The following is a 20,108-nucleotide window of genomic DNA, read 5'->3' on the forward strand; positions in this document are numbered from 1 at the left end:
CGTGACGCCGGGGGAAAACAGGAGAGTGCTCGGTGCTTGAGAGTCTGGGTTGGCTGGCCGCCGGCCCATGGATCTACGCCGTGGTGGGCGCGTCCATCGTGCTGGACGTGTTCCTCCCGGTCCTCCCGAGCGGTGTCCTGGTCGTCGCGGTGGCCACGGCAGCCGCGGCGGAGACGGCGGCCGGCGCGATGGCCCGCGAGGTCCCCGACATCCTGGTGCTGATGCTCTCGGCGGCGACCGCGTCCGTGCTCGGTGACCTGGTCGCCTACCGGCTCGCCTGGCGCGGCAGCGCACGCCTCGACCGCGCCATCGCCCGCTCGCGCCGTCTGACCACCGCGCAGGAACGTCTCGGCGCCGCGCTCGTCCGTGGTGGCGGGCTCCTGGTCGTCGTCGCCCGCTTCGCCCCCGCCGGCCGCTCGGTCGTCTCCCTCGGCGCGGGCGCCGCGCGCCACCGCGCCCGCGACTTCCTCCCCTGGTCCGCCCTCGCGGGCATCGCCTGGGCCGCCTACAGCGTCGCCCTCGGCTATTTCGGCGCGCAGTGGCTCGGCCCCACGTGGCTCGCGACGGCGGTGTCCCTGGCCGCGCTCTTCGGCGCGGGCGCGGCGGCGGGGTACGTCATGCGCCGCCCCGGCCGACCGGTCCGCCCGGCCCCATGATCAACCGCGGGTCCGGTGGGGGCGGGTCGCGCAGCTCCCCCGCGCCCCTGAAAAGCAGGGGCTGCGCCCCGTGCATTTCGCGCCTGAATGGCCGAAGGCCTTCAAGGGGCGCGGGGAACTGCGCGAGAAGCCCCCACCGAACGGACGCCTGGGGGTCAAAGGGGCGCAGCCCCTTGGTGGGGGCACCTCCCGCTCGCGCGCAGCCGAGAGTGGGAGAGGGACGGGTAGGGGCGGCGGGGGCGAAAAACTACCCGGCCCGCCGCGCGGCTCCCCGCACCTCCAACCCGGCCAACAACTCAGCCGTGGCCTCCGCGATCACCTCCACCGCTCGGTCGAAAACCTCACGATTGTGCGCGGCGGGCGCGCGGAACCCGGAGACCTTCCGGACGTACTGCAGGGCGGCGGCCCTGATGTCGTCCTCGGTGGCCTCTTCGGGAAGGACGGGCGGTCGAAGCGTCTTGATACTGCGGCACATGCCCCCAGTCTCCCGCGTACCCCCGCCCAACCCCAGCCCACGAAGACAGCAGGTCACCAGCGCCTTCACCCAAACCCAAGCAACTCCTTGGGCATCAGCAAGTTCCCCCGAGGATTGACTGCACCTTCCCCCCTTGTGATCATCACCGAAGCCGGCTCGACCCACCCGGCGGAAACGAGGGGACGATGACGAAGGAACGGCTCACGGTGGCGGTGCTGGGCCCCGGCGGCGTGGGCGGACTGCTCGCCGCCCTGCTGGCCCGCGCCGGCCACCGCGTGATCTGCCTGGCCGGCGAAGGGACCGCCGAGACCCTGGAGAAGGACGGCATCCAGGTCAGGAGCGGCCGCTTCGGCGACTTCACCGCCCACGTGGAGACCGCGCCCGAGCTCCACGAAGAGGTCGACGCGGCCCTGATCACCGTCAAGCACACCACCCTGGCGGCCGCACTGGACCGCCTCCCGGCAGCCTCCCTGACCCCCGACACCCTGGTCGTGCCGTTCCTGAACGGCGTGGAACACCCGGCACACCTCCGCACCCACTACGGCGACGCCGTGTCCGTCGCCCCCGCCACCATCCGCGTCGAGTCGACCCGCGTCGCCCCCGGCGTCATCGAACACGGCAGCCCGTTCGCCGAGGTCGACCTGACCGGCGACGGCGTCCCGCGCGACCGCCTCAACTCCCTTGCCGGGGCCCTGGAATGGGCGGGCGTGGGCACCCGCGTCCTCCCGGACGAGACGGCCGTGCTGTGGGCGAAGATGTCCTTCCTGGCCCCGTTCGCCCTGCTGACGACCCGCCACGCCCTGCCCCTCGGCGAGATCCGCACCCGCCACCGCGAGGAGCTGACCGCCCTGGTCGAGGAGACGGCCTCGGTCGCCACGGCGGCCGGCGCCCCCGTCGACCCGGCCGAGACCCTCCGCCGCTACGACGCCTTCCCACCCGCCACCAAGTCGTCCATGCAACGCGACGCCGAGGCCGGCCGCCCCCTCGAACTGGACGCGATCGGCGGCGCGTTGCTCCGTACGGCCGAACGCCACGGCGTACCGGTGCCGGTGGCGACGGATGTGGTGGAGGGGCTGCGGACGTCGGAGGAGCGGCGCACGGCCGGGGAACCCCGACAAGCGGGCCACTGAGCGGGCGAAGCTCCCCAGCGGACCGCTGAACAACGAAGTGCCCCGACCGGCGAACCACCGAACGGACGCCCCGCCAGCCGGAGCCCGGCCGGAACCCGAACCGGAACCCGGCCGGACCGGCGCCTCACCCCTCGACCGCCCGCACCCCGCCCCCCACCCGCACCGCGTGCCGCGCCACCGTGTCGGCGAAGGCGCGGGCCGGTGGTGACAGGGCGTCCCAGCGCCGTACGGCCCACCCGACGGTGAGCGGGGGCAGGTCGGGGACCGGGACGAAGCGGAGCCCGGGGTGGCCGGGGCCCGTCCAGCCCGGGAGCGCGGGGACCACGGCGTGGCCGACGCCGAGCTCGGCGAGCAGGATGGCGGTGTCCCAGTCGGCGACCCCGGCCCCGGAGGAGCTGACGGAGATGCCCAACTCCCGGTAGGCGGCGCTGAGATGGGCGTAGGAGGTGGAGTTCTCCGGCAGCCCGATCAGCCGCATCCCGTCCAGCTCGCGGCCCTCCACCCGCTCCCGCCCGGCGAGTTCGTCGTCGGCGCGCACGGCGAGCACCCAGGGCAGCTCCGCCACGGCCCGCTGTTCGATGCCCCGGACGGCGGGCCCCAGGGTCAGCCAGGAGAGGTCGAGGTCCCGGGAGGGGTCGGCCAGCGCGTCACAGCACCCGGCGCTCGACCGCACGGTCTGGAACTCCAGGCCCACGTCCGGGTACGAGCGCCGGAAGTCGACGATGCCCTGCGTCATGAAGTGCCGCACGGTCGTGCCGCCGGTGGCGATCCGTACGACGCCGCCGTCACCGCGCACCATCTCGGCCAGTCGGCGCAGCGCCAGGTCGAGCCCGGTGATGCCCTCGGCGGCCGCCTCCTGGAGGACCCGGCCGGCCCGGGTGGGCACGACACCGCGGGCCTGCCGCTCCACGAGACCGACCCCGACCTCCCGCTCCAGCCGTCGCACGTGCTGGCTCACCGCCGACTGGGTGCACCCGAGCTCCCGGGCCACCGCGCTGAGGCTTCCGGCCCGGCAGACGGCGACGAAGACACGCAGATCATCGAGGGTCATGACGTGGACGATACCCAAGGTCGAGCTTGGGTTCAGGGGCCCATCCCTCCCGAATCTCTCCCTCCGCAAAATGCCGGAAGGAACTCGCATCCCAAATTCGAACAGGCGTACCATTGCCGTGTGGCTAAGACCTATGACTTCCCAGACGACCTTCTCGCCGGTCAGGAGGAGCTGCATCAGGTCCGGGCCGAGCTCCTGGCACTGCTGAAGCGGCTGCCCTGGTCGGTCGAGCCCCTGGACGGTTTCAGCGACGACAACGGCTGGCGCAAGGTCGAACGCCCCGCGTCCCCGGGCTGGACGCCCGACGAGCAGGCAGAGGTCGAGAAGCTCCGCGAGCGCGAGCGGGAACTGGCGGTCTTCGTCAGCTGCCACCGCTTCTGGTCGGAGGTCGCCACGGAGGAGAGGGTCGAGGCCCGCACCCACCTCAAGCACGCACGGGACTCCTGAGGCACCCGGGCCCCGGAAAACACGAGGACCCCGGCCGTTCACGGCCGGGGTCCTCGTCTCGGTGGGCATGGACGGTTTCGAACCGCCGACATCCTGCTTGTAAGGCAGGCGCTCTACCCCTGAGCTACACGCCCGAGTACGAGTCGACAGCCTACATTGCCCAAGGGCGTGCCCAGCAAACCCGTATCGGGGCCGTCTCGGGGGTTACCCCCACCCCTCATCCGGGAGTGACCCGGATCCCCTGGAACTCCCTTGCTCCGTACGGTCGAAGGACAGCCGAGGACCAGCCCAGGGGAGATCGCCATGACACGCACCGCACGCACCGCACGCCCGGTTCGTAGGACTCGTACGGCTCGTACGGCTCGCCGGAACCATGCGGGTGTGGGGGCGGTCGCCGGTCTCGCCGTCGTGCTCATGGCGTCCGTCGCCGGGTGCGGGGCGGACGCCGGGGAGGACCGGGACCCGGAGCACCGGAGCTTCGCCCTGGCGGGCCGGACGCTCACCGTCGACTCGGACGACTCCGCGCTCGAACTCGTCGCGGCGGACGTGGACGAGGTGGAGGTGACCCGGTGGTTCGAGGGGCGGGTCATGGTCGGCGGGAAACCCCGGGTGACCTGGGAGATGGAGGACGACCGGCTGGAGCTGCGGCTGAAGTGCGACGGTCTGGTCGCCGACTGCGCGGCCAGGCACCGGATCGAGGTTCCGCGCGGGGTCGCGGTCGCCGTGCGCAGCGACGACGGGAGTGTGACCGCGAAGGGGTTCGCCGAGTCTCTGGAGGTCCGGTCGGCCGACGGTGCCGTGCGGGTCGGCGACACCTCCGGGCCGCTGGAGCTGCACACCGACGACGCCTCCGTGCGGGCGCTCGGGGTCGCGTCGCGGAGCGTCAGGGTGAGCACACAGGACGGTTCGGTCAAGCTCGAACTCGGGGTCGTACCGGACCTGGTGGAGTCCCGCAGCGACGACGGTTCGATCAGCATCGGGCTGCCGCGCGACACGTCGTACCGGATCGAGACCGGGAGCGACGACGGCTCCGTGGACGTCTCGGTGCCCCGTGACCAGGGCAGCTCTCATGTGGTGACCGCCCACACCCAGGACGGTTCCGTGACGGTCCGAGGCGTCGACTGACGGGCGGCCGTCAACCTCGAACCGCTCGGCCCGTGTTTTCGTCCTTGACCGGTGGGAGAATGGCACCGGTCAGGGTGGATGACAGCACGGGAGAGGGAAGTGACGGCGACACCAGCAGAGCCGTACACACCGTTTGTGCCGAGCGCACGACAACCCCGGAGCGGTGCACCACGACCGGCCACCGACCCGGCCGCCGCCCCCGCACCCCCACCATCGGCCCCCAGCACCGGCTCCGCCTGCGACGGGCCCGCGCCGCGTTCAACGCCCACTCCCCCGCCGCCGCCCTCCGGCAGCCCCGCACCCAGGCCCTCCGACGGCCCCCCGTCGCAGGCGACGGTCCCGGCCGGGCGGGGGCGCTCCCGGCGGCGGTCGGCCGTCCGGGACGGTGCCGTGCTGCTCGCCCTTCCCCTCGTCGCCGTCCTCGTGCTGCCCGCGGCGTTCGCCGGGGGCGGGACGCGGCGGTGGTTCGGGGGGCGGGCCGAGGGACAGCGAGCGGAGGCACAGGCGGCGAAGGACGCGGCGGCGGCCGCGTTCTACGAGCTGGACACCGCGCAGCGGGATCTGCGGATCTCCATAGAGACGATCACGGCGGTGGACGACTCCCCGGGCGCCCGCCGCGCGGCCGAGGGCTTCGAGGCGCTGGGGCGGCGGATCGACGAGGTCAGCCACCAGTACATCAACGCCGTCGACGCCCATGACCTGGACCGCGACGACCTGGAGGCGTCCGCGGCCGCCCGGGCCCGCACCGAGCTGACGGCCGCCAGGACCGAGCTGGACCGGGTCAAGCAGGAGCTGGAGCGGTTCGCCCAGGGGCTCGGGCCGCTGCTCGGCAAGGCCGAGACCCAGCTGGCCCGCCTGGCCCCGGCGGTGGAGCGCGCCCGGCAGGGTCTGCTCGCCGCCTCCAACGCGTTGGACACCGCACGGGGTTCGGGGCTGAAGGCCGACGATCTCGCCGCCCGCCTCGCGGCGCTCGCCCCCGAGCTGACCAAGCTCAACCAGGGAGCGGGGCAGCACGGCGTCCGGGAGACGCTGGAGCGGGCCGACCGGGTCGTGCGCGAGGCGGAGGCGGTGCGCGCGGAGGCCGAGCGGCTGCCGGAGAGGGCCGCCGAGATCGACCACCGGCTCGTGTCGCTGCGTACCCGCGCGGAGGCGCTGGGCACCCGGGCCGAGCAGGTGCCGCAGGTGCTGAGCGAGCTGCGGCGGCGGTTCGTGGCGGCCTGCTGGCAGGACCTCCAGCAGGTGCCGGACCAGGCCGCGCGGGACGTGGAGCAGGCCCAGCTGAGGCTGCGCGAGGCACGGGCCGCGCGGGACGCCCAGCGCTGGCCGGACGCGACCTCGCTGCTGTCGACCGTGCGGGCGCTGCTGAACCACACCGACGAGGCGGTCTCGGCCGCCGGGGACCGGTTGCGGCGGCTGAACGCCGTGCAGAAGGACTCCCAGCAGGAGATCGACCGGACCCGGTTCGCGATCCGGGACGCGCAGCGGCTGGCCATGGCCGGGCGGTCGACGCCGGATCCGCGGCACGCTCGCCCGCTGGACGACTCCGTGGCACGGCTGGACCGGGCGATCGCCACGCTGGAGGGACGGCACCCGGACTACTGGCACTTCCTGACCGAGACCGAGGCCGTGCGGCAGGCCGTGGCGCGGGTCGTGGACCAGATCCGCAAGGAGCGCGGCGCGGGCGCGATCTGAGACCCCCGCGCTGAGACTCCCGCCCCCGCCCACCCCTGCCGGGACCGAGACGACCCGGGACCGGGACGACCCGGGACCGGGACCCGAGCGGAACCGGGGACCGGGGCACTGGGTTGCCCGGCGGAGCCGCCCGGCGGATGCTGAAGGGGTACGCAGGCCTCCGCGCACGCCCGATGGGAGGCGGACATGGCCACGCACGCCACGCACACACTGCGTCCGGGCAAGGGTCGGCACGCGGGTTCCAAGCGGCGGATCAGGATCGACGAGCACCTGCCCGTCGACCACCGCCTCAGCAGGGTGTACCGGATCGGGGCGGGCCTGATGGGCCTGTTCCTGCTCGTCTTCGGCATCTTCGGGCTCATCGACAAGGTGGGCTGGTTCGACACGAACGGCGACGAGGTCGTGGGGCTGAGCACCAACGGCACGCTGAGCGTCCTGTCGATCGCCGTGGGCCTGCTGCTGCTCGTCGGCATGGTGATCGGCGGCAACTTCGCCTCCACGCTGAACATGACCCTGGGCGTCCTGTTCATCCTGAGCGGCTTCGCGAACATGGCCCTGCTGGACACCGACTCCAACTTCCTGGCGTTCCGCATCCAGAACGTGCTGTTCAGCTTTGTCGTCGGGATTCTGCTGATGACGTTCGGGATGTACGGCAGGGTCGGCACGGCGCTGCCGCACGACAACCCGTACTGGCGGGCCCGGCACCCGGAGGAGGCGGAGCGCGAGACGCGGCGGAGGGCTGGCGTGGGGATGGCCAAGCTGGAACGGGCCGACGCCCTCCCCGACGCCGCGGCGGAGACCGGATCGGACTCGGCCACGGACGGGAAGGGCGCCGGCTGAGGCACCGTGAGGGCTGGGCTCAGGTGCGGTACGCGTAGTAGTTCGCGCCCGGGTACGAGGCGATGATGCTCGCGACCGAACGGCGGTAGGTGTCCGCGTCGTGGTACGTCAGGTACGGGACACCGCTGGAGCTGCGGTAGGTCGTCATCATGGAGTGGTCCTTGGACCCGTCCCTGTTGAAGTCGACCTGGAGCACGTCGCCGATGTCCATCTGGTAGACGTTGGCGAGCGGCGTGGTGCGCTTGGCGGTCTGGGTGAACCAGGACCACTCGTTCACGCCGATCCAGGCGTCCGCGGTGCCGTTGGAGGCGTAGTACCAGGTGTCGTACTCCTCCGGCGTGACCGTGGAGATCTGCTTCCAGCCGCCCGCCAGGAGGCCCTGGCTGAGGTAGTTGGTGCAGTCGCCGCCGGCCGCGTTGTACTTGCGGTACGCCGGGTTGTAGTTCCTCCAGTACTGCTCGGTGTACGTGGCCATCGCCCTGTAGTTGTAGGCGCCGCCCGTGAGCGTCTTCGGCTTGGCCACCGGGTTGGGCGTGGTGGCCGCCTTGGGCGCCTGGATGATGGCCATCGGCGTACGGCTGAGCTTGGTGTCCGCGGTCGCGGCGGCGGGCTCGTTGATCCGCGGGGCGCCGCCGTCCGTGGAGCGCATCGCGGTGAGCTGCCAGGTGCCGTTCGCCTGGGCGGTGAAGGTGAGCACGTGGTGCGCGTCGAAGCCCGTGGAGGCGGGCTCGTCGCCGCGTATCTTCTTGTACTTCAGGGTCGTGGTCTCGGTGACCTTGACCGTAGCCTTCTTGCCCTTGACCTTGGCGCTGTCGACGGTGACCTTCGTGTCGGCCGAGGTGTAGGCCTCGCCCAGGGACGCCAGGCGGGACTTGGTGCCCTTCAGGGCGGACAGCTTGCCGTCCTCGGCCTTCTTCTGGCCGGTGGACAGCTGCACGCCGCCGGTCGGCTTCAGCGACTTGCGCGCGGCCTTGCTGCCGAGCAGCACGGCCGTACGGTCGGTGAGCACGTTGTCCGCGACGCGACCGAAGGCGTCCTTGGTCGCCTTCGTGACCTTGGGTGTCGACGCGGCGGCGTTGGCCGCGGCGACGGGCAGCAGCGCGGAGGCCACGACGGCCGCCGCGAGAGTCGAGCCTGCGAGGCTCAACGTCCTTGATCTCACTGGGAATCTCCTTGACCCCGAGTTGGTCGTACCCCGGGCTCGAATCTTTACATGCCCCCCTCAAGCAAAGTGAGGTCGGGGAGTGTAACAAGTGAGCAACATGGGTATCTGTGGGGCTATTTCACGACCGATGCCCAGTCGGCCGGGGCCTGAGCGGGGTCGAGTCCGCGCAGGTTCGCCAGGGTCTGGGGCGACTGGACGTCCATCCAGTCGGCGAGCTCGTCGAAGGACACGCACTTCACGTCCTTCTTCACGCACACGGTCTTGATGACCTCGTCCACGGCGTTCATGTAGATGCCGCCGTTCCACTGCTCGAAGTGGTTGCCGATGAGCAGGGGCGCCCGGCTGCCGTAGTACACGCGGTTGAAGCCGGCCATGTAGGTGTCGATGGTCTCCTGCTGCCAGGTCGGGTACATGGCCGGATCACCGTCGGTCTTGCCCTCGGACTGGTTGTAGAGGAAGTTGAAGTCCATCGACAGGGCCTGGTACTCGTCGTTGAACGGGAGCATCTGCAGCGGGAAGTCCCAGACGCCGTTCTTCTTGCTGGGCCACACCTGGAAGGCGCCCGGGGAGCTGGCGTCGTAGCGGTAGCCGAAGTCCTTGACGGCCTTCAGGAGGTTGTCCTGGCCCTCCAGGCAGGGCGCGCGGCCGCCCTTGACGGCGTCGACGGTGAAGGGCAGCGGGTCGAGGTCGGTGGCGCCGGTGTTGGTCTTCCAGTTGGCGAGAAAGGAGTTGAACTCCTTGATCTCCTGCTTCCACTCCGCGACGCTCCAGTCGCCGCCGCCCTTGTCCCCGCAGAAGTGGCCGTTGAAGTGGGTGCCTATCTCGTTGCCCTCCTTCCACGCCTCGCCGAGCTCCGTCAGGGTGGTGCGGATGTGCTCGTCGGTGGGGTAGCTGATCGCGGCGGCGCCCTTGTCGTGCTGGGGCGGGTCGTAGAGGTCCCGCTTCTCCTTGGGCAGCAGATAGATGCCGGTGAGGAAGAACGTCATGTGCGCGTCGTACTTCTTCGCCATCTCGCGGTAGTGCTCGAAGAGGTTGTCGTCGCCCGCCAGCGCGCCGTCCCAGGAGAAGACGACGAACTGCGGCGGCTTCTCGCCCTTCTTGAGCGGCACGGCCTTCAACCGGCCTTTCTGCGGGCCGGTGTAGGAGGTGGAGCCGTCACCGATGACCTTGGTCTTGCCGTCCCAGACGAATTCCTTCTTGGTGGCCCCCTTGTCGCTGCCGCCGCCGGCCGACGAAGCGGTCGGCGCGGTGTCGGCCGACCGGTTCAGCACCAGGTAGCCGCCGACCAGAGAGGCCACCACGAGGAGCGCCGCCACCGTCAGGAACTGCGGACGGGTGGTGCGGCGCTGCGGGCGCGCCTTGCGACGGCGGCCCTTGTGCGGCTTGCTGCCAGACTTCATGTACGGCTCATTCTGCGAGGGTGGCGGGTGCGGTTGCTCATCGGTGGTCAGCCGATCCTCATCGCACTGGACCAGATGTCGTAGGGGACCCCGGCGTTGGGTGTTCCGGCGATCCCGTCGAGCGGCAGCGGCTCCAGGCTCTTGGCCAGGTCGATGCGGTAGACGACGACGGCGGTCGACACCGCGTCGGCCGTTCCGACGTACCAGGCGGCCTTGTCGTCCTGGGTGGTCCCGCCCTTGGCGGCCACCTCGAAGGAGGCGGCACCGGGCGAGTCGGGGTGGGCGGTGCGGTAGGCGTCGGTGAGCGCCGAGGTGACCTCGGCGGCCACCTTGCCGCTCATCGCGCGCTTCGGCTTCGGTTTGTTCAGGGCGACCTTGGACCCGTTGTGCGTCACCTTCCGCACGGAGTACGGCTCGGTGTGCTTGCCCAGCGCGGCGAAGGTGCTGTAGCCGCTGGCCATACGGATCGCGCTGGGCGTGGCGCTGCCCACGGACAGCGCCGGCACCTGCGCGCCGAAGCTGGAGGAGAGCAGTCCGGCCGCCTCGGCGGTGCCGCGCACCTTGGCCAGGCCGGTGTCCATGCCGAGCTGCATGAACGGGGTGTTCACCGACCGGACGAGCGCGTCGTGCAGGGTGATCGGGCCCCAGGACTTCTTGCCGTCGTTACGGGCGGAGACCTGGTCGCCGTCGCGGTCCCAGTAGGGCCCCTCGGGGGTGGTCACCGGCACGGCGTTGTTGCCGTCGTAGATCGTCTGCGGGGTGACAGGTGTAGCCCCGCCGCCGCGCTCCTTGACGACACCGTGTTCCAGCCCCGCCGCGTAGACGAAGGGGAGGAAGGCCGAGCCGGCCGGGACGGTGGTCGCGTTCGACTCGTTGAAGCCCTGTCTGCGGTGGTCGGGGCCGCCGTAGACGGCGAGGATCCTGCCGTCGGCGGCGACCGAGGAGGCGCCGAAGTGCGCGGTCCGCGCCTTCTTCGGGTTGTCCTCGCGGACTTCCTTGCGGGCCTTGGTGACGGCGTCGGTCAGCTCGTTCTGCCGGTCCTTGTCGAAGGTGGTGTAGATCTGGTACCCACCCCGGTCGAACTCCTGATCGGTGAGGTTCGCCGCCTTCTTCGCGTACTGGGAGGCCAGCTGCACCAGGTAGTCGCTCTGCTTACCGGTGTCGTACTGGCTCGACTGTTCGATCGGCTCGGGAAACTTCGTGTACTTGGCGCGCTCGGCCTCGGAGAGCTTGCCGATGGCGACCATCCGGTCCAGGATCCACTCCCAGCGCACGACCGCCCGTTCCCGGTTGGCCTTGCTCAGGGTGGGGTCGTAGAGGCCCGCGCCCTTGAGGAGGGAGGCGAGAACCGCGGCCTCGCTGACGTTCAGCTCGCTGACGTCCTTGCCGTAGTACGCCTGGGAGGCGCGCTGGATGCCGTAGGTGCCGCGGCCGAACCAGCTGGTGTTGAGGTAACCCTCCAGGATCTCGTCCTTGCTCATCTGGTTGTCGAGCTTGAGGGCGAGCAGCGCCTCGTCGAACTTGCGGCCGAGCGAGCGGTCCTGGGTCAGATAGACGTTCTTGACGTACTGCTGGGTGATGGTCGAGCCGCCCTGGGTGTCGCCCTCGCCGACGGTGCGCACCAGGGCGCGGGTGATGCCGCTCAGGGAGATGCCGGGGTCGGAGTAGAAGCTCGCGTTCTCCGCCGCGAGGACCGCCCAGCGCACGTCCTGGGGGACGTCCTTCAGGGGCATCGCCTGGCGTCGGACCCAGCCCGTACGGGCCATGGGGGTGCCGTCGGACCAGAAGTACACGTTGTCCTGCTGGGTGGCGAAGGTGTTGAGGTCCTCCGGTATGTCCGTGGCGGCGTAGGCGACGGACAGGAACATGCCGCTGACGCCCACGGCCAGTCCCGCGGCCCCCAGCGACTGCCGCCAGGACGGCACCCAGCGGCGCCAGTCGGCACGGCCCGGACGGGGGTACTGCGGACGCATCCGGCGGGCGAAGGGCGCGAACGGGGCCAGTCGCGCGCCGGCGACCGCGGTGAATCTGGCCAGAACCGACGGCCTGGGCGCCTTGCGTCTGCCGCGTCTGCCCGACGCCGACGGCTCCTGCGGGAGGTCGAACGTCCCCGGCTCCAGCACCCGCAGCTGCATGGTCTCGTCCGCCGGGGCCGGCGGGAGCTTCAGCTGCATGGTGAGGTCGGACTCCTCCGGCACCCCCTCCTCCTGCCCCTTCCCCCTGCTAGCCACGGCGGGCTCCCGTACGCGGACGGCCCGAGCGGTGCCCAGCAATTATTCGGCGGTGCGCGGCAACCTTCCGCCCGCGCACGGCGACTATCCGACCGGGACACGTGTCTCCCGATCGACCAAGGACAGCGGTCATGACTGTCCCCCCTCCCCACTTGGCACCGCCGCGTGGATGGTCACGGCCGCCACACCCGCGGCAGTGGCCCCCTGTTCCCCCGGCCTCCCGGTCTCCACACAGCGACCACAAATTATCAGTCACTTTCACAAACGCTTCTGTCAGGAGCGTGAAAATTTGGCCAGTGTGACCGACCAGGCAGAACGCGGCCCCCTTGCCGCCCCCCGCACTCCCGTTAGCCTGACCCCATGCCTCGCTACGAATACCGCTGCCGGACCTGCGGCGACACCTTCGAACTGAGCCGCCCGATGGCCGAGTCCTCCGCCCCTGCGGACTGCCCCGAGGGCCACTCCGACACGGTCAAACTGCTGTCGACGGTCGCCGTCGGAGGGTCGGCCGCCATGTCCGCCCCTGCGCCCCGGGCGGGCGGCGGTGGTGGTGGTGGTGGTGGTGGTGGTGGCGGCGGGTGCTGCGGTGGCGGCTGCTGCGGTTGATCAACACACCTCGATCAACGGAACCCGCCCCTCGGACGTTCACCCACGCCTCAGGCTCCCTTCAGCTTCGTTCGCCTAGCGTGCCCCCATGACAGCCATGCAAGCGGAGTCGATGAGCGGCGCACCCCTGTGGATCATCGGTCTGATGGATCTGCTGGGGGCGCCGGGCGCGGGCCTCGCCGTCGCGCTGGAGAACCTCTTCCCGCCGATCCCCAGCGAGGTCATTCTCCCCCTCGCCGGCTTCGCCGCGAGCACCGGGCAGATGAACCTCTTCGCCGCCCTGCTGTGGACCACCGCGGGCTCCGTGGTCGGCGCCCTCGCCCTCTACGGCGTCGGCGCCCTGCTCGGCCGCGACCGCACGGTCGCCATCGCCGCGAAGCTCCCCCTGGTCAAGGTATCGGACATCGAGAAGACAGAAGCCTGGTTCCTGAAACACGGCACCAAGGCGATCTTCTTCGGCCGGATGATCCCGGTCTTCCGCAGCCTGATCTCGGTCCCGGCCGGCGTGGAACGCATGCCCCTGCCCGTCTTCACCCTGCTGACCACCCTGGGCAGCGCCATCTGGAACACGGTCTTCGTCCTGGCCGGCTACTTCCTGGGCGCCAACTGGACAGAGGTCACGGCGATCGTCTCGACGTACTCGAAGATCGTCCTCGCCGGAGCGGCCCTGGCCCTGCTGACCTTCATCCTCCTCCGCTTCCTGAAGAGGTCACGCAACAGCAGCCCTGAAGGGGCGCGGGGCGCTGACATATGCGGCTCCGCCGCGCGGGCGCGACAAGCCACAGCGGACCGGCAGCCAGCATCGCACCGCACCCCCACCCCCTGACCGGAACGAGCCGCTCACCCGCGCGGAGCGCCCCGCGAGGCCCGCAAGAACTCCCGAAGAATCCGCTCCCCGGCCAGCACCCCTCGCTCGGGCAGCGCACTCACCCCCGGGCCCACGAACCCCGCCTCCGCCAGCTCCCCGTGCCCGGGCCGCCAGGCCCGGTCCACCGCGAGCAACAGATCGGCGTCGAGCAGGGAGTCCCCCGCGGCCAAGGTCAGCTCGGCCCCCGTCCGCCGGGCGACCTCCCTCATCGCCGCCGACTTGGTGAGCGGCTTCGGCACGGCGTAGAGCTTGCGTCCCTGGAGCGAGACGGTCCACCCGCGGTTCTCGGCCCAGACCGCGAGCTCCTTCACCCACTCCTCGGGGAGCAGCTCACGCTCGACGACGAGATAGACGAACAGCTCCTCGGCGACGCGGTGCTTGCGCACCCACGTCGGGTGCGCCGTGGCCGCCAGATGGTCCCGCACCTCGGCGAGCGGCGCGCACTCCTCGGCGAGCCGGGCCGTCACCCGCTCGTGCCAGGCGACGTCCGTGACGCCGTCCACCAGCAGATGCCCGCCGTTGGCGCAGATCGCGTACGTCGGCTCCGGACCCGGCAGACTGATCCGCTGGTACTGCTTGCGCGTCCGGGTCGTGGTCGGCACGAACACCGCCGTGTCGCCCAGCTCGGCCAGCAGCCCCGCGGCCGTCTCCGTCATGTACGACAGCGGCTTGCTCTCGTGCACCTCGACGGTGAGCAGCCGGGGCGCCCGCGCGTCCGGCATGGTCAGCGCGAGCGCGGCGGAGGAGTAGATGAGCGTACGGTCCAGATCGCTCGCGACGAGAACCCTGGGGCCCGGCATCAGACCGCCACCGCCTTGCCGTCGGCGCCGGTGGCGCCCCGCGTGAACTTCGGGTGGATCAACCCCACGCATGTGTACGGCAGTTCGGCCACCTCTTCCACCGGTACCCCTCTCTGTTCGGCGAGCAGACGTACGTGGTCGAGGTCCGCGCCCGCCCCGGCCCGCGCGAGGATCTTCCACGGTACCCGGCGCAGCAGCACCCGAGTGGTCTCTCCGACACCGGGCTTGACCAGGTTCACGTCGTGGATCCCGTACTCCTCGCTGATCCGCTCGACGGCCGCCCAGCCCTCCCAGGTGGGGGTGCGGTCGGCGGCGAGCAGTTCCTTGGTCCGGACGTCGACCGCGTCCTCGACGTCCGGGAAGCGGGCGGCCACGGCGTCCAGGAAGTCCACCGACACATCGACGCCGGCCAGCTCCCGGTAGAACTTGGCGCCGTGGAAGTCGTCGGGCCCGACGAGGTCCGCGCGCAGCACGGTCCGTGAGATCAGCCCGGAGACGGTGGAGTTGAGGCAGGCGGAGGGGATCAGGAAGTCCTCCCGGGTGCCGTACGTCCGCACGCACGAGCCCGGGTCGGCGAGGACGGCGATCTCGGGGTCGAACCCGGTGATCCCGTCGGACGCCTCGAACTCCTCGATCGCGGCGGCGAGTTCCCGGGTGATCGCGCCCTTGCCGGTCCAGCCGTCGACGAACACGACGTCGGCGGGGTCGTGGCGGTCGGCGAGCCAGCGCAGCGCGTTGGCGTCGATACCGCGGCCCCGCACGATGGACACGGCGTAGTGCGGCACCTCGATGTCGTGGCGGTGCCGCGCCCAACGCCGCATCAGCACGCCCACGGGCGTCCCGGCACGGGCCAGCGACACCAGGACGGGCCGCGCCGACCGCTCGGCCAGCACGGTCTCGGTCACCACGCCCACCGCGACGGCGATGCGCTCGGCGGACGTGTCGAGCGCGCTGTGGAAGAGGGCCTGGTACTGCTCGCTCGGCTGGTACTCGACCGGCAGGGACTCGGCGTAGTGCGCGCCCCCGCTCTGGATGGCCTCCTCCCGCTCCTCGGTGGGCGCCTCCAGCGTCACGTCCGAGAGGTCCTGGAGCAGCCAGCCCACCTCGTCGGCGGCGTAGGAGGAGAAGTCGGGGCCGCGGAGGGGCTCGGAGAGCATGGCTGGCCTTTCGGGAAGGTGCGGGGTCGGGGGCGCCGGCACGGTCGACGGGACGTACGACGGGACCACGGCGAGGAGTACGCCGGGCACGTGGGCGGCGAGGGTGGCCAGCAGGCCGTCGTCGGCGTGCAGCGCGGCCGTGTCGGCGGCCGAGTCGACGACCGCGACCACCGTGTCGAAGCCGCCGCCGGCCACGTTGTAGGCGTACCGCTCCCCCGGCCCGTCCGCCGGGTCGTCGTGGGCCGGGAAGACGAGGCGGCTGCGTATCGCGTAGCCAGGGTCGTCGACGGCGAGGACAGGCGACCGCGTGGTGGTGGAGAAGCGTATCTCCAGCTCTTCCCCGGCCGACTTCTCCAGCTCCCGGGCGAGCGCCAGCGGGGCGTACATCAGCTCCTCGAAACCGAGCACCAGCACTCGGCGGGCCCCCGGGGGCAGGGCCTCGGCGATGCGCGCGGCCATGGCGGGCAACGCGCTCTCCAGCCGTGCGCGATGCGCGGGGGTGAAGCCGTGCCGCCCCCCGTCGGGCACCCCGGCGGGCCAGCCCAACTCGACCCGCGGGACCCCGGCCGCCGAAGTCCCGGCCGCACCGGCACCCCCCGGCGCCGATCCTTCATGTTCCGCCACGAGCGCCTGGCCCTTGGCCAGCACCCCCTCCGGCAGCCGTACGGTTCCTTTCGCCGCGGTCACCAGGTCGACGCGCGCCCCGATCTCCCGGGCGAACGCGGCCAGCCGTCCCTGGTCGTCGGCCGACCGCATGTCGACCAGCGCCACCACGACGTACCGCTCCCGCGGATACCGCTCGTGCAGTGCGCGGATGGTGTTGAGGACCGTGTTCCCGGTCGAGAACTCGTCGTCGACGAGCACCAGCGGCCCCGGCCCCGCGAGCAGGGCGGGGTCCTCCGGCAGCAGCAGGTGCGAGGTGGCGTGGGAGTGGGACTCCTCGAAGCCCCCGGCCTGGGCGACCCCCTCGACGGGACGCCGGGTGGAGTGGAGGTAGGGCGCCTCGCCCACCCCGTCCGCGACGGAGTGTCCGAGCCCGGTGGCGGTCTCGGCGTACCCGAGGACGACCGCGGCCCGCGCCCCGTCCTCCCCCAGCAGCTGTCGCACCCGGCGGCCCAGCGCGAACCCGTGCCCGTGGACGACGGCCGGGGACTGCGGCACATGCTTGCCGAGGACGTTCGACACCAGCAGATGCGCCCGCTTGGGATTGCGCCGCAACGCGAGCCCCAGGAGCCCGGTCAGCTCCTCGTCCCCGACCAGTTCGACCCCGAGCCGTTCACGGACCCAGGCCCCGGACCAGACTCCGCCACGGGCCCCGGTCGTGTCGTTCGCTGCGTTGTTCATCGATTCCTTAGTCGGTACGGCGGTCGGTACGGCGCATGGAGTGGGCGGGCGAGTGCGGGTCAGTCGGGCAGGCCCGCGGCCAGCAGGTCCACGAACCCGATGTCCTCGTTGGCGACACCGAACACCTCGGCACGCTGCAGAACCCTTTCCGCCCAGGCGCGGTGCGGCTTGACCTCGTTCATCTTGTTCCGGGAGGCCGAGCGCAGGACACCGCCGCCGCCCCGCTCGGGCCGCAGGATGTCCTGGGCGTCGCCGTACTCCTCGTGGCTGACCACGGACAGGGCGTGCACCGGCAGCACGTGCGAGGGGTGGATGCAGGTCTTGCCGAGCAACCCGTTGGCGTGGTCCAGGGAGATCTCCCGGAGCAGACCGTCCAGCGAGTGCTCGATCAGCGACTCACGCAGCTCCACGGCCCGGTTCGCCAGGAAGGGGCTGGTGCGCAGCTGCGGCTTGAACATCCGCTCCTGGACCCGGAAGTACTCCCACACCGGCCCGGTCACCGTGAACCCGGTGCCGTCGGCGCGGCCGAGCACGTTCACCACGTCGGCGATCACGGAGGCCACGATCTGGACGTCGTACGCGGTCATGTCCGGTGCCCGGCGCAGCGCGTAGGAGGAGCAGAAGTCGGTGACGCCCAGACGCAGCGCGAGGACGCGGTCGCGGTACTTGTCGACGGTGTGGGCGATGCCCTGGAGCGCCTCTACGCGCGTCTCCCGGTACATCAGCTCGGGCGATTCGAGAACCGGCATCCCGAACAGCCGCCGCCCGCTCGCGGCCTCGGCGGCGGTGAGCGCCTCCAGGAAGGCCACGCCCCGTTCCTCGGTGAACTTGGGGAACACGAAACCGGACAGCAGCCGTACGGCCGGGCCGAACCGGCTGACCAGGTCGGGTATCTGCTCGGGGAGGCGGACTCTGATGAAGAGCAGCGGAAGCTCGACGTCCGGCCGGGCGGCGAGGTCGGTGAACTGCCGGACGAGGTTCTCCTCGGCGCCCACGACCTCGGCGTCGTCGATGGAGTCCTCCAGGCAGAGCACCATGGAGACCACACCGCGCCCGGCCTGCTTGACGATGTCGTCGGCGAGCCGCTCCCGGGTCGCCGGGCTGTAGAGCGTGGCACCGAGCGCGGCGGCGAGCACCCGGGCCGGGGAGTCGGCGTCGAAGACGCCGGGCTCCCGGTAGAACAGACGCCGCCGCTCCTCAGGGGCTATGTGCCCGAAATGACGCATGTGGTTCCCCCGTGCTTGCTCGGCATCCGGTCACGATCGTGGCCGGTAATAGTACGTACAAATGTGTGACATCAGTTCCCGCCGGTCGTGAAGTTCTGGTAACCCGGCGGTGTCGGGCGCTGGACGTTCTCGTCGGCGGTTCGCCGCCCCCGCGTTGTCGTGATCAGGACCGAGAGGGCAGGATGACCGCATGACGCACGCGATGCTGAAGGGGTCGAACGTCCCCGTAGAAGCCACGGCGGTCCGCGCCGTGCTGCGCTGGGCGCCGGGGCAGGACGCCCCGGACGTCGACGCCTCGGCGCTGCTCCTCGGCCCCGACGGCCGCGTACGGTCCGACGAGGACTTCGTCTTCTACAACCAGCCACGCCATCCCTCGGGCAAGGTGTGGCGACTCGGCAAAAAGCGTGTGGCCGAAGGCCTCACCGACACCATCCAGACCGATCTGGCCGGTGTCGAGTCCGCCGTCGGCCAGATTCTCCTCGTGGCCTCCGCCGACGACGCCTCCGGGCAGCCCGTCCCCTTCGGCCGCGTACGGTCCCTGCGCATTCTGCTGTACGACGCCACCGTCGCGGACGCCGAACCGCTGGCGTATTTCGACATCAAGCCGGAGACCGGCGACGAGACCGCCCTGATCTGCGGTGAGCTCTACCGCCGGGGCGGCGGCTGGAAGTTCCGTGCCCTGGGCGAGGGCTACACCAACGGCCTCCAGGGCCTCGCCATGGACTTCGGCATCTCGGTCGACGAGTCGGAGGCGGCGGCCGCGACGGCCGACGAGGACGCCACGACCCAGACCCCGGCCCCGGAGATCTCGGCCCCGCTGCCCCCGGAGCAGCCCCCGACGGGCGTTCCGTCCCAGCCCGCGTACGGCTACCCCCCGGCGGCCCCGACCCAGCTGTCGGCCTACGGCTACCCCCACCCGCAGCCGACGCCCGCCACCACCAACGGCCCGGCCTACGGCTACCCGCAGCCCACGGCGGCGGCCCTGGACCCGAACTTCCGCCTGCCCCCGCAGGGCCCTCAGTTCATCGGCCGCTGAGGGATCACCGCCGAGGGGCGCGGGGAACTGCGCGCCTCGGCCCCCGTCAGCGCTCCGCCTTGGTCTTGTAGCCCCGCCCCCACTGCAGCCCCCACCCGTACAACCGGTCGAGCTCGGCCTGGAAGCCGTAGACGAACTTCACCTCCCGGCGCACGGTGATCTCGCCCTTGACGTTCTCGATCATCACCACCGCACAGGACCGGGCCTGCGGATGCCGCTCGTCCAGGCCTATCTCGATCCGCGGCCCGTTGCTCGGGTACAGCGTCACGATCGCGTGCGTACGGTCGAAGGCCGGCGTCTGGTCGTAGATGTAGACGAAGACCAGCATCCGCTTGAACTGGTCCCGGTGGTCCAGGTTGATGTACATCGTCTCGCCGGACCCGGAGCCGAACCGGTCGTCCCCGCTGAGCCGCATGTAGGGCGCCTCGTTGATGTCGCCGAGGAAGCCGCCCAGGGGCTGGACGACCCCCTTGGTCCCGTCGGCCAGTTCGTAGAGGCAGCCGAGGTCGAGGTCGACGTTCACCATGCTCTGGCTGTGCGCCTGCACCTCCTCCGGCCTGAGGGCCTTGAAGGGGTGCCGCAGCACGCTCTGGCGCTTGGGCGCGCCGATGTCGGAGGTCCGCATCCGCCAGGACAGGTTGACCCGCAGATGGCCGGCGGCCGCGTTCTGCTTGGAGAGGGACACCTTCTGGTGCCGCTTGGTCAGCTCGATCGCGTTGGTCGCCGCGTTGCCCGCGTCGAACTCCGAGGCCCGCCCGCGCCACAGGTTGTCCAGAAAACTCATGCCCGCCCCACACCTGCCGTGTCGTCGCGTCAACCACCGACGGGGCGGCCGACGAGGACGCATCCTCGTCGGCCG

The 20,108-nt window shown here is 71.3% G+C and carries 18 protein-coding genes and 1 tRNA gene; 9 read left to right on the plus strand and 10 right to left on the minus strand.

The genetic code is table 11. The annotated features are described in order from the left end of the window. Window positions 1-32: 32 nt before the first annotated feature. Window positions 33-656 carry a DedA family protein gene (locus tag GWK25_RS32695; RefSeq protein WP_215455167.1) on the plus strand — a complete coding sequence of 208 codons (624 nt, stop codon included), beginning with the start codon at window positions 33-35 and terminating at the stop codon, window positions 654-656. A gap of 247 nt (window positions 657-903) precedes the next feature. On the opposite strand, the gene GWK25_RS32700 is transcribed toward GWK25_RS32695, so the two are convergent. Beyond that, window positions 904-1,131 carry a DUF2277 domain-containing protein gene (locus GWK25_RS32700; RefSeq protein WP_215455168.1) on the minus strand — a complete coding sequence of 76 codons (228 nt, stop codon included), beginning with the start codon at window positions 1,129-1,131 and terminating at the stop codon, window positions 904-906. 185 nt (window positions 1,132-1,316) lie between these two features. Here GWK25_RS32700 and GWK25_RS32705 point away from each other — a divergent pair, with 185 nt between their 5' ends. Then, window positions 1,317-2,261 carry a ketopantoate reductase family protein gene (locus GWK25_RS32705; RefSeq protein WP_215455169.1) on the plus strand — a complete coding sequence of 315 codons (945 nt, stop codon included), beginning with the start codon at window positions 1,317-1,319 and terminating at the stop codon, window positions 2,259-2,261. 124 nt (window positions 2,262-2,385) lie between these two features. Here the strand turns inward: GWK25_RS32705 and GWK25_RS32710 are convergent, their stop codons facing one another. Further along, the gene (locus GWK25_RS32710; RefSeq protein WP_215455170.1) at window positions 2,386-3,312 is read right to left on the minus strand and encodes a LysR family transcriptional regulator; all 927 of its coding nucleotides are present in this window, start codon (window positions 3,310-3,312) and stop codon (window positions 2,386-2,388) included. Between the two features lie 120 nt (window positions 3,313-3,432). Here GWK25_RS32710 and GWK25_RS32715 point away from each other — a divergent pair, with 120 nt between their 5' ends. Then, window positions 3,433-3,759: a hypothetical protein gene (locus GWK25_RS32715; RefSeq protein ID WP_184894696.1), complete on the plus strand. Its 327-nt coding sequence runs from the start codon at window positions 3,433-3,435 to the stop codon at window positions 3,757-3,759. A gap of 62 nt (window positions 3,760-3,821) precedes the next feature. On the opposite strand, the gene GWK25_RS32720 is transcribed toward GWK25_RS32715, so the two are convergent. After that, window positions 3,822-3,893, minus strand: a tRNA-Val gene (locus GWK25_RS32720). 169 nt (window positions 3,894-4,062) lie between these two features. Here GWK25_RS32720 and GWK25_RS32725 point away from each other — a divergent pair. The 3 genes from GWK25_RS32725 (at window position 4,063) to GWK25_RS32735 (ending at window position 7,416) form a co-directional block, all read left to right on the plus strand. Beyond that, window positions 4,063-4,884 (plus strand): DUF4097 family beta strand repeat-containing protein, encoded by an 822-nt coding sequence (locus tag GWK25_RS32725; RefSeq protein WP_215455171.1) that lies wholly within the window; start codon window positions 4,063-4,065, stop codon window positions 4,882-4,884. Window positions 4,885-5,274: 390 nt separating this feature from the next. Continuing rightward, window positions 5,275-6,576 carry a hypothetical protein gene (locus GWK25_RS32730; RefSeq protein WP_215455172.1) on the plus strand — a complete coding sequence of 434 codons (1,302 nt, stop codon included), beginning with the start codon at window positions 5,275-5,277 and terminating at the stop codon, window positions 6,574-6,576. Between the two features lie 186 nt (window positions 6,577-6,762). Beyond that, entirely contained in the window at window positions 6,763-7,416 is a 654-nt protein-coding gene (locus GWK25_RS32735) for a DUF4383 domain-containing protein (protein ID WP_215455173.1), read from the plus strand. 19 nt (window positions 7,417-7,435) lie between these two features. On the opposite strand, the gene GWK25_RS32740 is transcribed toward GWK25_RS32735, so the two are convergent. From GWK25_RS32740 to GWK25_RS32750, 3 genes are all read right to left on the minus strand, one after another. Further along, complete coding sequence (locus GWK25_RS32740; RefSeq protein ID WP_215455174.1) at window positions 7,436-8,578, minus strand: amidase domain-containing protein; 1,143 nt, start codon at window positions 8,576-8,578, stop codon at window positions 7,436-7,438. A gap of 116 nt (window positions 8,579-8,694) precedes the next feature. After that, window positions 8,695-9,981, minus strand: coding sequence for a hypothetical protein (locus GWK25_RS32745; RefSeq protein ID WP_215455175.1), 1,287 nt, complete (start codon window positions 9,979-9,981; stop codon window positions 8,695-8,697). A gap of 47 nt (window positions 9,982-10,028) precedes the next feature. Then, window positions 10,029-12,155 carry a transglycosylase domain-containing protein gene (locus GWK25_RS32750; protein ID WP_215457769.1) on the minus strand — a complete coding sequence of 709 codons (2,127 nt, stop codon included), beginning with the start codon at window positions 12,153-12,155 and terminating at the stop codon, window positions 10,029-10,031. A 417-nt stretch (window positions 12,156-12,572) separates the two neighbouring features. On the opposite strand from GWK25_RS32750, the gene GWK25_RS32755 reads away from it, so the two are divergent. Together GWK25_RS32755 and GWK25_RS32760 are read left to right on the plus strand one after the other, a co-directional pair. Next, window positions 12,573-12,818 (plus strand): zinc ribbon domain-containing protein, encoded by a 246-nt coding sequence (locus tag GWK25_RS32755; RefSeq protein ID WP_215455176.1) that lies wholly within the window; start codon window positions 12,573-12,575, stop codon window positions 12,816-12,818. A 97-nt stretch (window positions 12,819-12,915) separates the two neighbouring features. Beyond that, window positions 12,916-13,644 (plus strand): DedA family protein, encoded by a 729-nt coding sequence (locus GWK25_RS32760; protein WP_374200703.1) that lies wholly within the window; start codon window positions 12,916-12,918, stop codon window positions 13,642-13,644. Window positions 13,645-13,658: 14 nt separating this feature from the next. Here the strand turns inward: GWK25_RS32760 and GWK25_RS32765 are convergent, their stop codons facing one another. The 3 genes from GWK25_RS32765 to GWK25_RS32775 are packed head-to-tail and all read right to left on the minus strand — an operon-like array spanning window position 13,659 to window position 18,213. After that, window positions 13,659-14,486: an HAD family hydrolase gene (locus tag GWK25_RS32765; RefSeq protein ID WP_215455178.1), complete on the minus strand. Its 828-nt coding sequence runs from the start codon at window positions 14,484-14,486 to the stop codon at window positions 13,659-13,661. Then, window positions 14,486-16,987, minus strand: a complete 2,502-nt coding sequence (locus tag GWK25_RS32770; RefSeq protein WP_215455179.1) for a phosphoribosyltransferase — start codon at window positions 16,985-16,987, stop codon at window positions 14,486-14,488. The genes GWK25_RS32765 and GWK25_RS32770 overlap by 1 nt, the downstream gene beginning before the upstream one ends. Window positions 16,988-17,046: 59 nt before the next feature. Continuing rightward, window positions 17,047-18,213: an HpcH/HpaI aldolase/citrate lyase family protein gene (locus tag GWK25_RS32775; RefSeq protein ID WP_215455180.1), complete on the minus strand. Its 1,167-nt coding sequence runs from the start codon at window positions 18,211-18,213 to the stop codon at window positions 17,047-17,049. A 190-nt stretch (window positions 18,214-18,403) separates the two neighbouring features. Between GWK25_RS32775 and GWK25_RS32780 the strand changes: the two genes are divergently transcribed. Beyond that, window positions 18,404-19,249, plus strand: a complete 846-nt coding sequence (locus GWK25_RS32780) for a TerD family protein (protein ID WP_215455181.1) — start codon at window positions 18,404-18,406, stop codon at window positions 19,247-19,249. Between the two features lie 46 nt (window positions 19,250-19,295). On the opposite strand, the gene GWK25_RS32785 is transcribed toward GWK25_RS32780, so the two are convergent. Continuing rightward, window positions 19,296-20,033 carry a Tellurium resistance gene (locus GWK25_RS32785; protein ID WP_215455182.1) on the minus strand — a complete coding sequence of 246 codons (738 nt, stop codon included), beginning with the start codon at window positions 20,031-20,033 and terminating at the stop codon, window positions 19,296-19,298. Between the last annotated feature and the right edge of the window lie 75 nt (window positions 20,034-20,108).

This window comes from Streptomyces sp. ATCC 21386 (genome assembly GCF_018728545.1).
Classification (GTDB): Bacteria; Actinomycetota; Actinomycetes; order Streptomycetales; family Streptomycetaceae; genus Streptomyces.

Excerpts from the sequence above, each read along its gene's own strand:
- GWK25_RS32705 (WP_215455169.1), top strand. The coding sequence starts at position 1,317 with ATGACGAAGGAACGGCTCACGGTGGCGGTGCTGGGCCCCGGCGGCGTG.
- GWK25_RS32700 (WP_215455168.1), bottom strand. The coding sequence starts at position 1,131 with ATGTGCCGCAGTATCAAGACGCTTCGACCGCCCGTCCTTCCCGAAGAG.
- GWK25_RS32775 (WP_215455180.1), bottom strand. The coding sequence starts at position 18,213 with ATGCGTCATTTCGGGCACATAGCCCCTGAGGAGCGGCGGCGTCTGTTC.
- GWK25_RS32760 (WP_374200703.1), top strand. The coding sequence starts at position 12,916 with ATGCAAGCGGAGTCGATGAGCGGCGCACCCCTGTGGATCATCGGTCTG.
- GWK25_RS32750 (WP_215457769.1), bottom strand. The coding sequence starts at position 12,155 with ATGCAGCTGAAGCTCCCGCCGGCCCCGGCGGACGAGACCATGCAGCTG.
- GWK25_RS32785 (WP_215455182.1), bottom strand. The coding sequence starts at position 20,033 with ATGAGTTTTCTGGACAACCTGTGGCGCGGGCGGGCCTCGGAGTTCGAC.
- GWK25_RS32710 (WP_215455170.1), bottom strand. The coding sequence starts at position 3,312 with ATGACCCTCGATGATCTGCGTGTCTTCGTCGCCGTCTGCCGGGCCGGA.
- GWK25_RS32755 (WP_215455176.1), top strand. The coding sequence starts at position 12,573 with ATGCCTCGCTACGAATACCGCTGCCGGACCTGCGGCGACACCTTCGAA.
- GWK25_RS32770 (WP_215455179.1), bottom strand. The coding sequence starts at position 16,987 with ATGAACAACGCAGCGAACGACACGACCGGGGCCCGTGGCGGAGTCTGG.
- GWK25_RS32765 (WP_215455178.1), bottom strand. The coding sequence starts at position 14,486 with ATGCCGGGCCCCAGGGTTCTCGTCGCGAGCGATCTGGACCGTACGCTC.
- GWK25_RS32735 (WP_215455173.1), top strand. The coding sequence starts at position 6,763 with ATGGCCACGCACGCCACGCACACACTGCGTCCGGGCAAGGGTCGGCAC.
- GWK25_RS32725 (WP_215455171.1), top strand. The coding sequence starts at position 4,063 with ATGACACGCACCGCACGCACCGCACGCCCGGTTCGTAGGACTCGTACG.
- GWK25_RS32745 (WP_215455175.1), bottom strand. The coding sequence starts at position 9,981 with ATGAAGTCTGGCAGCAAGCCGCACAAGGGCCGCCGTCGCAAGGCGCGC.
- GWK25_RS32780 (WP_215455181.1), top strand. The coding sequence starts at position 18,404 with ATGACGCACGCGATGCTGAAGGGGTCGAACGTCCCCGTAGAAGCCACG.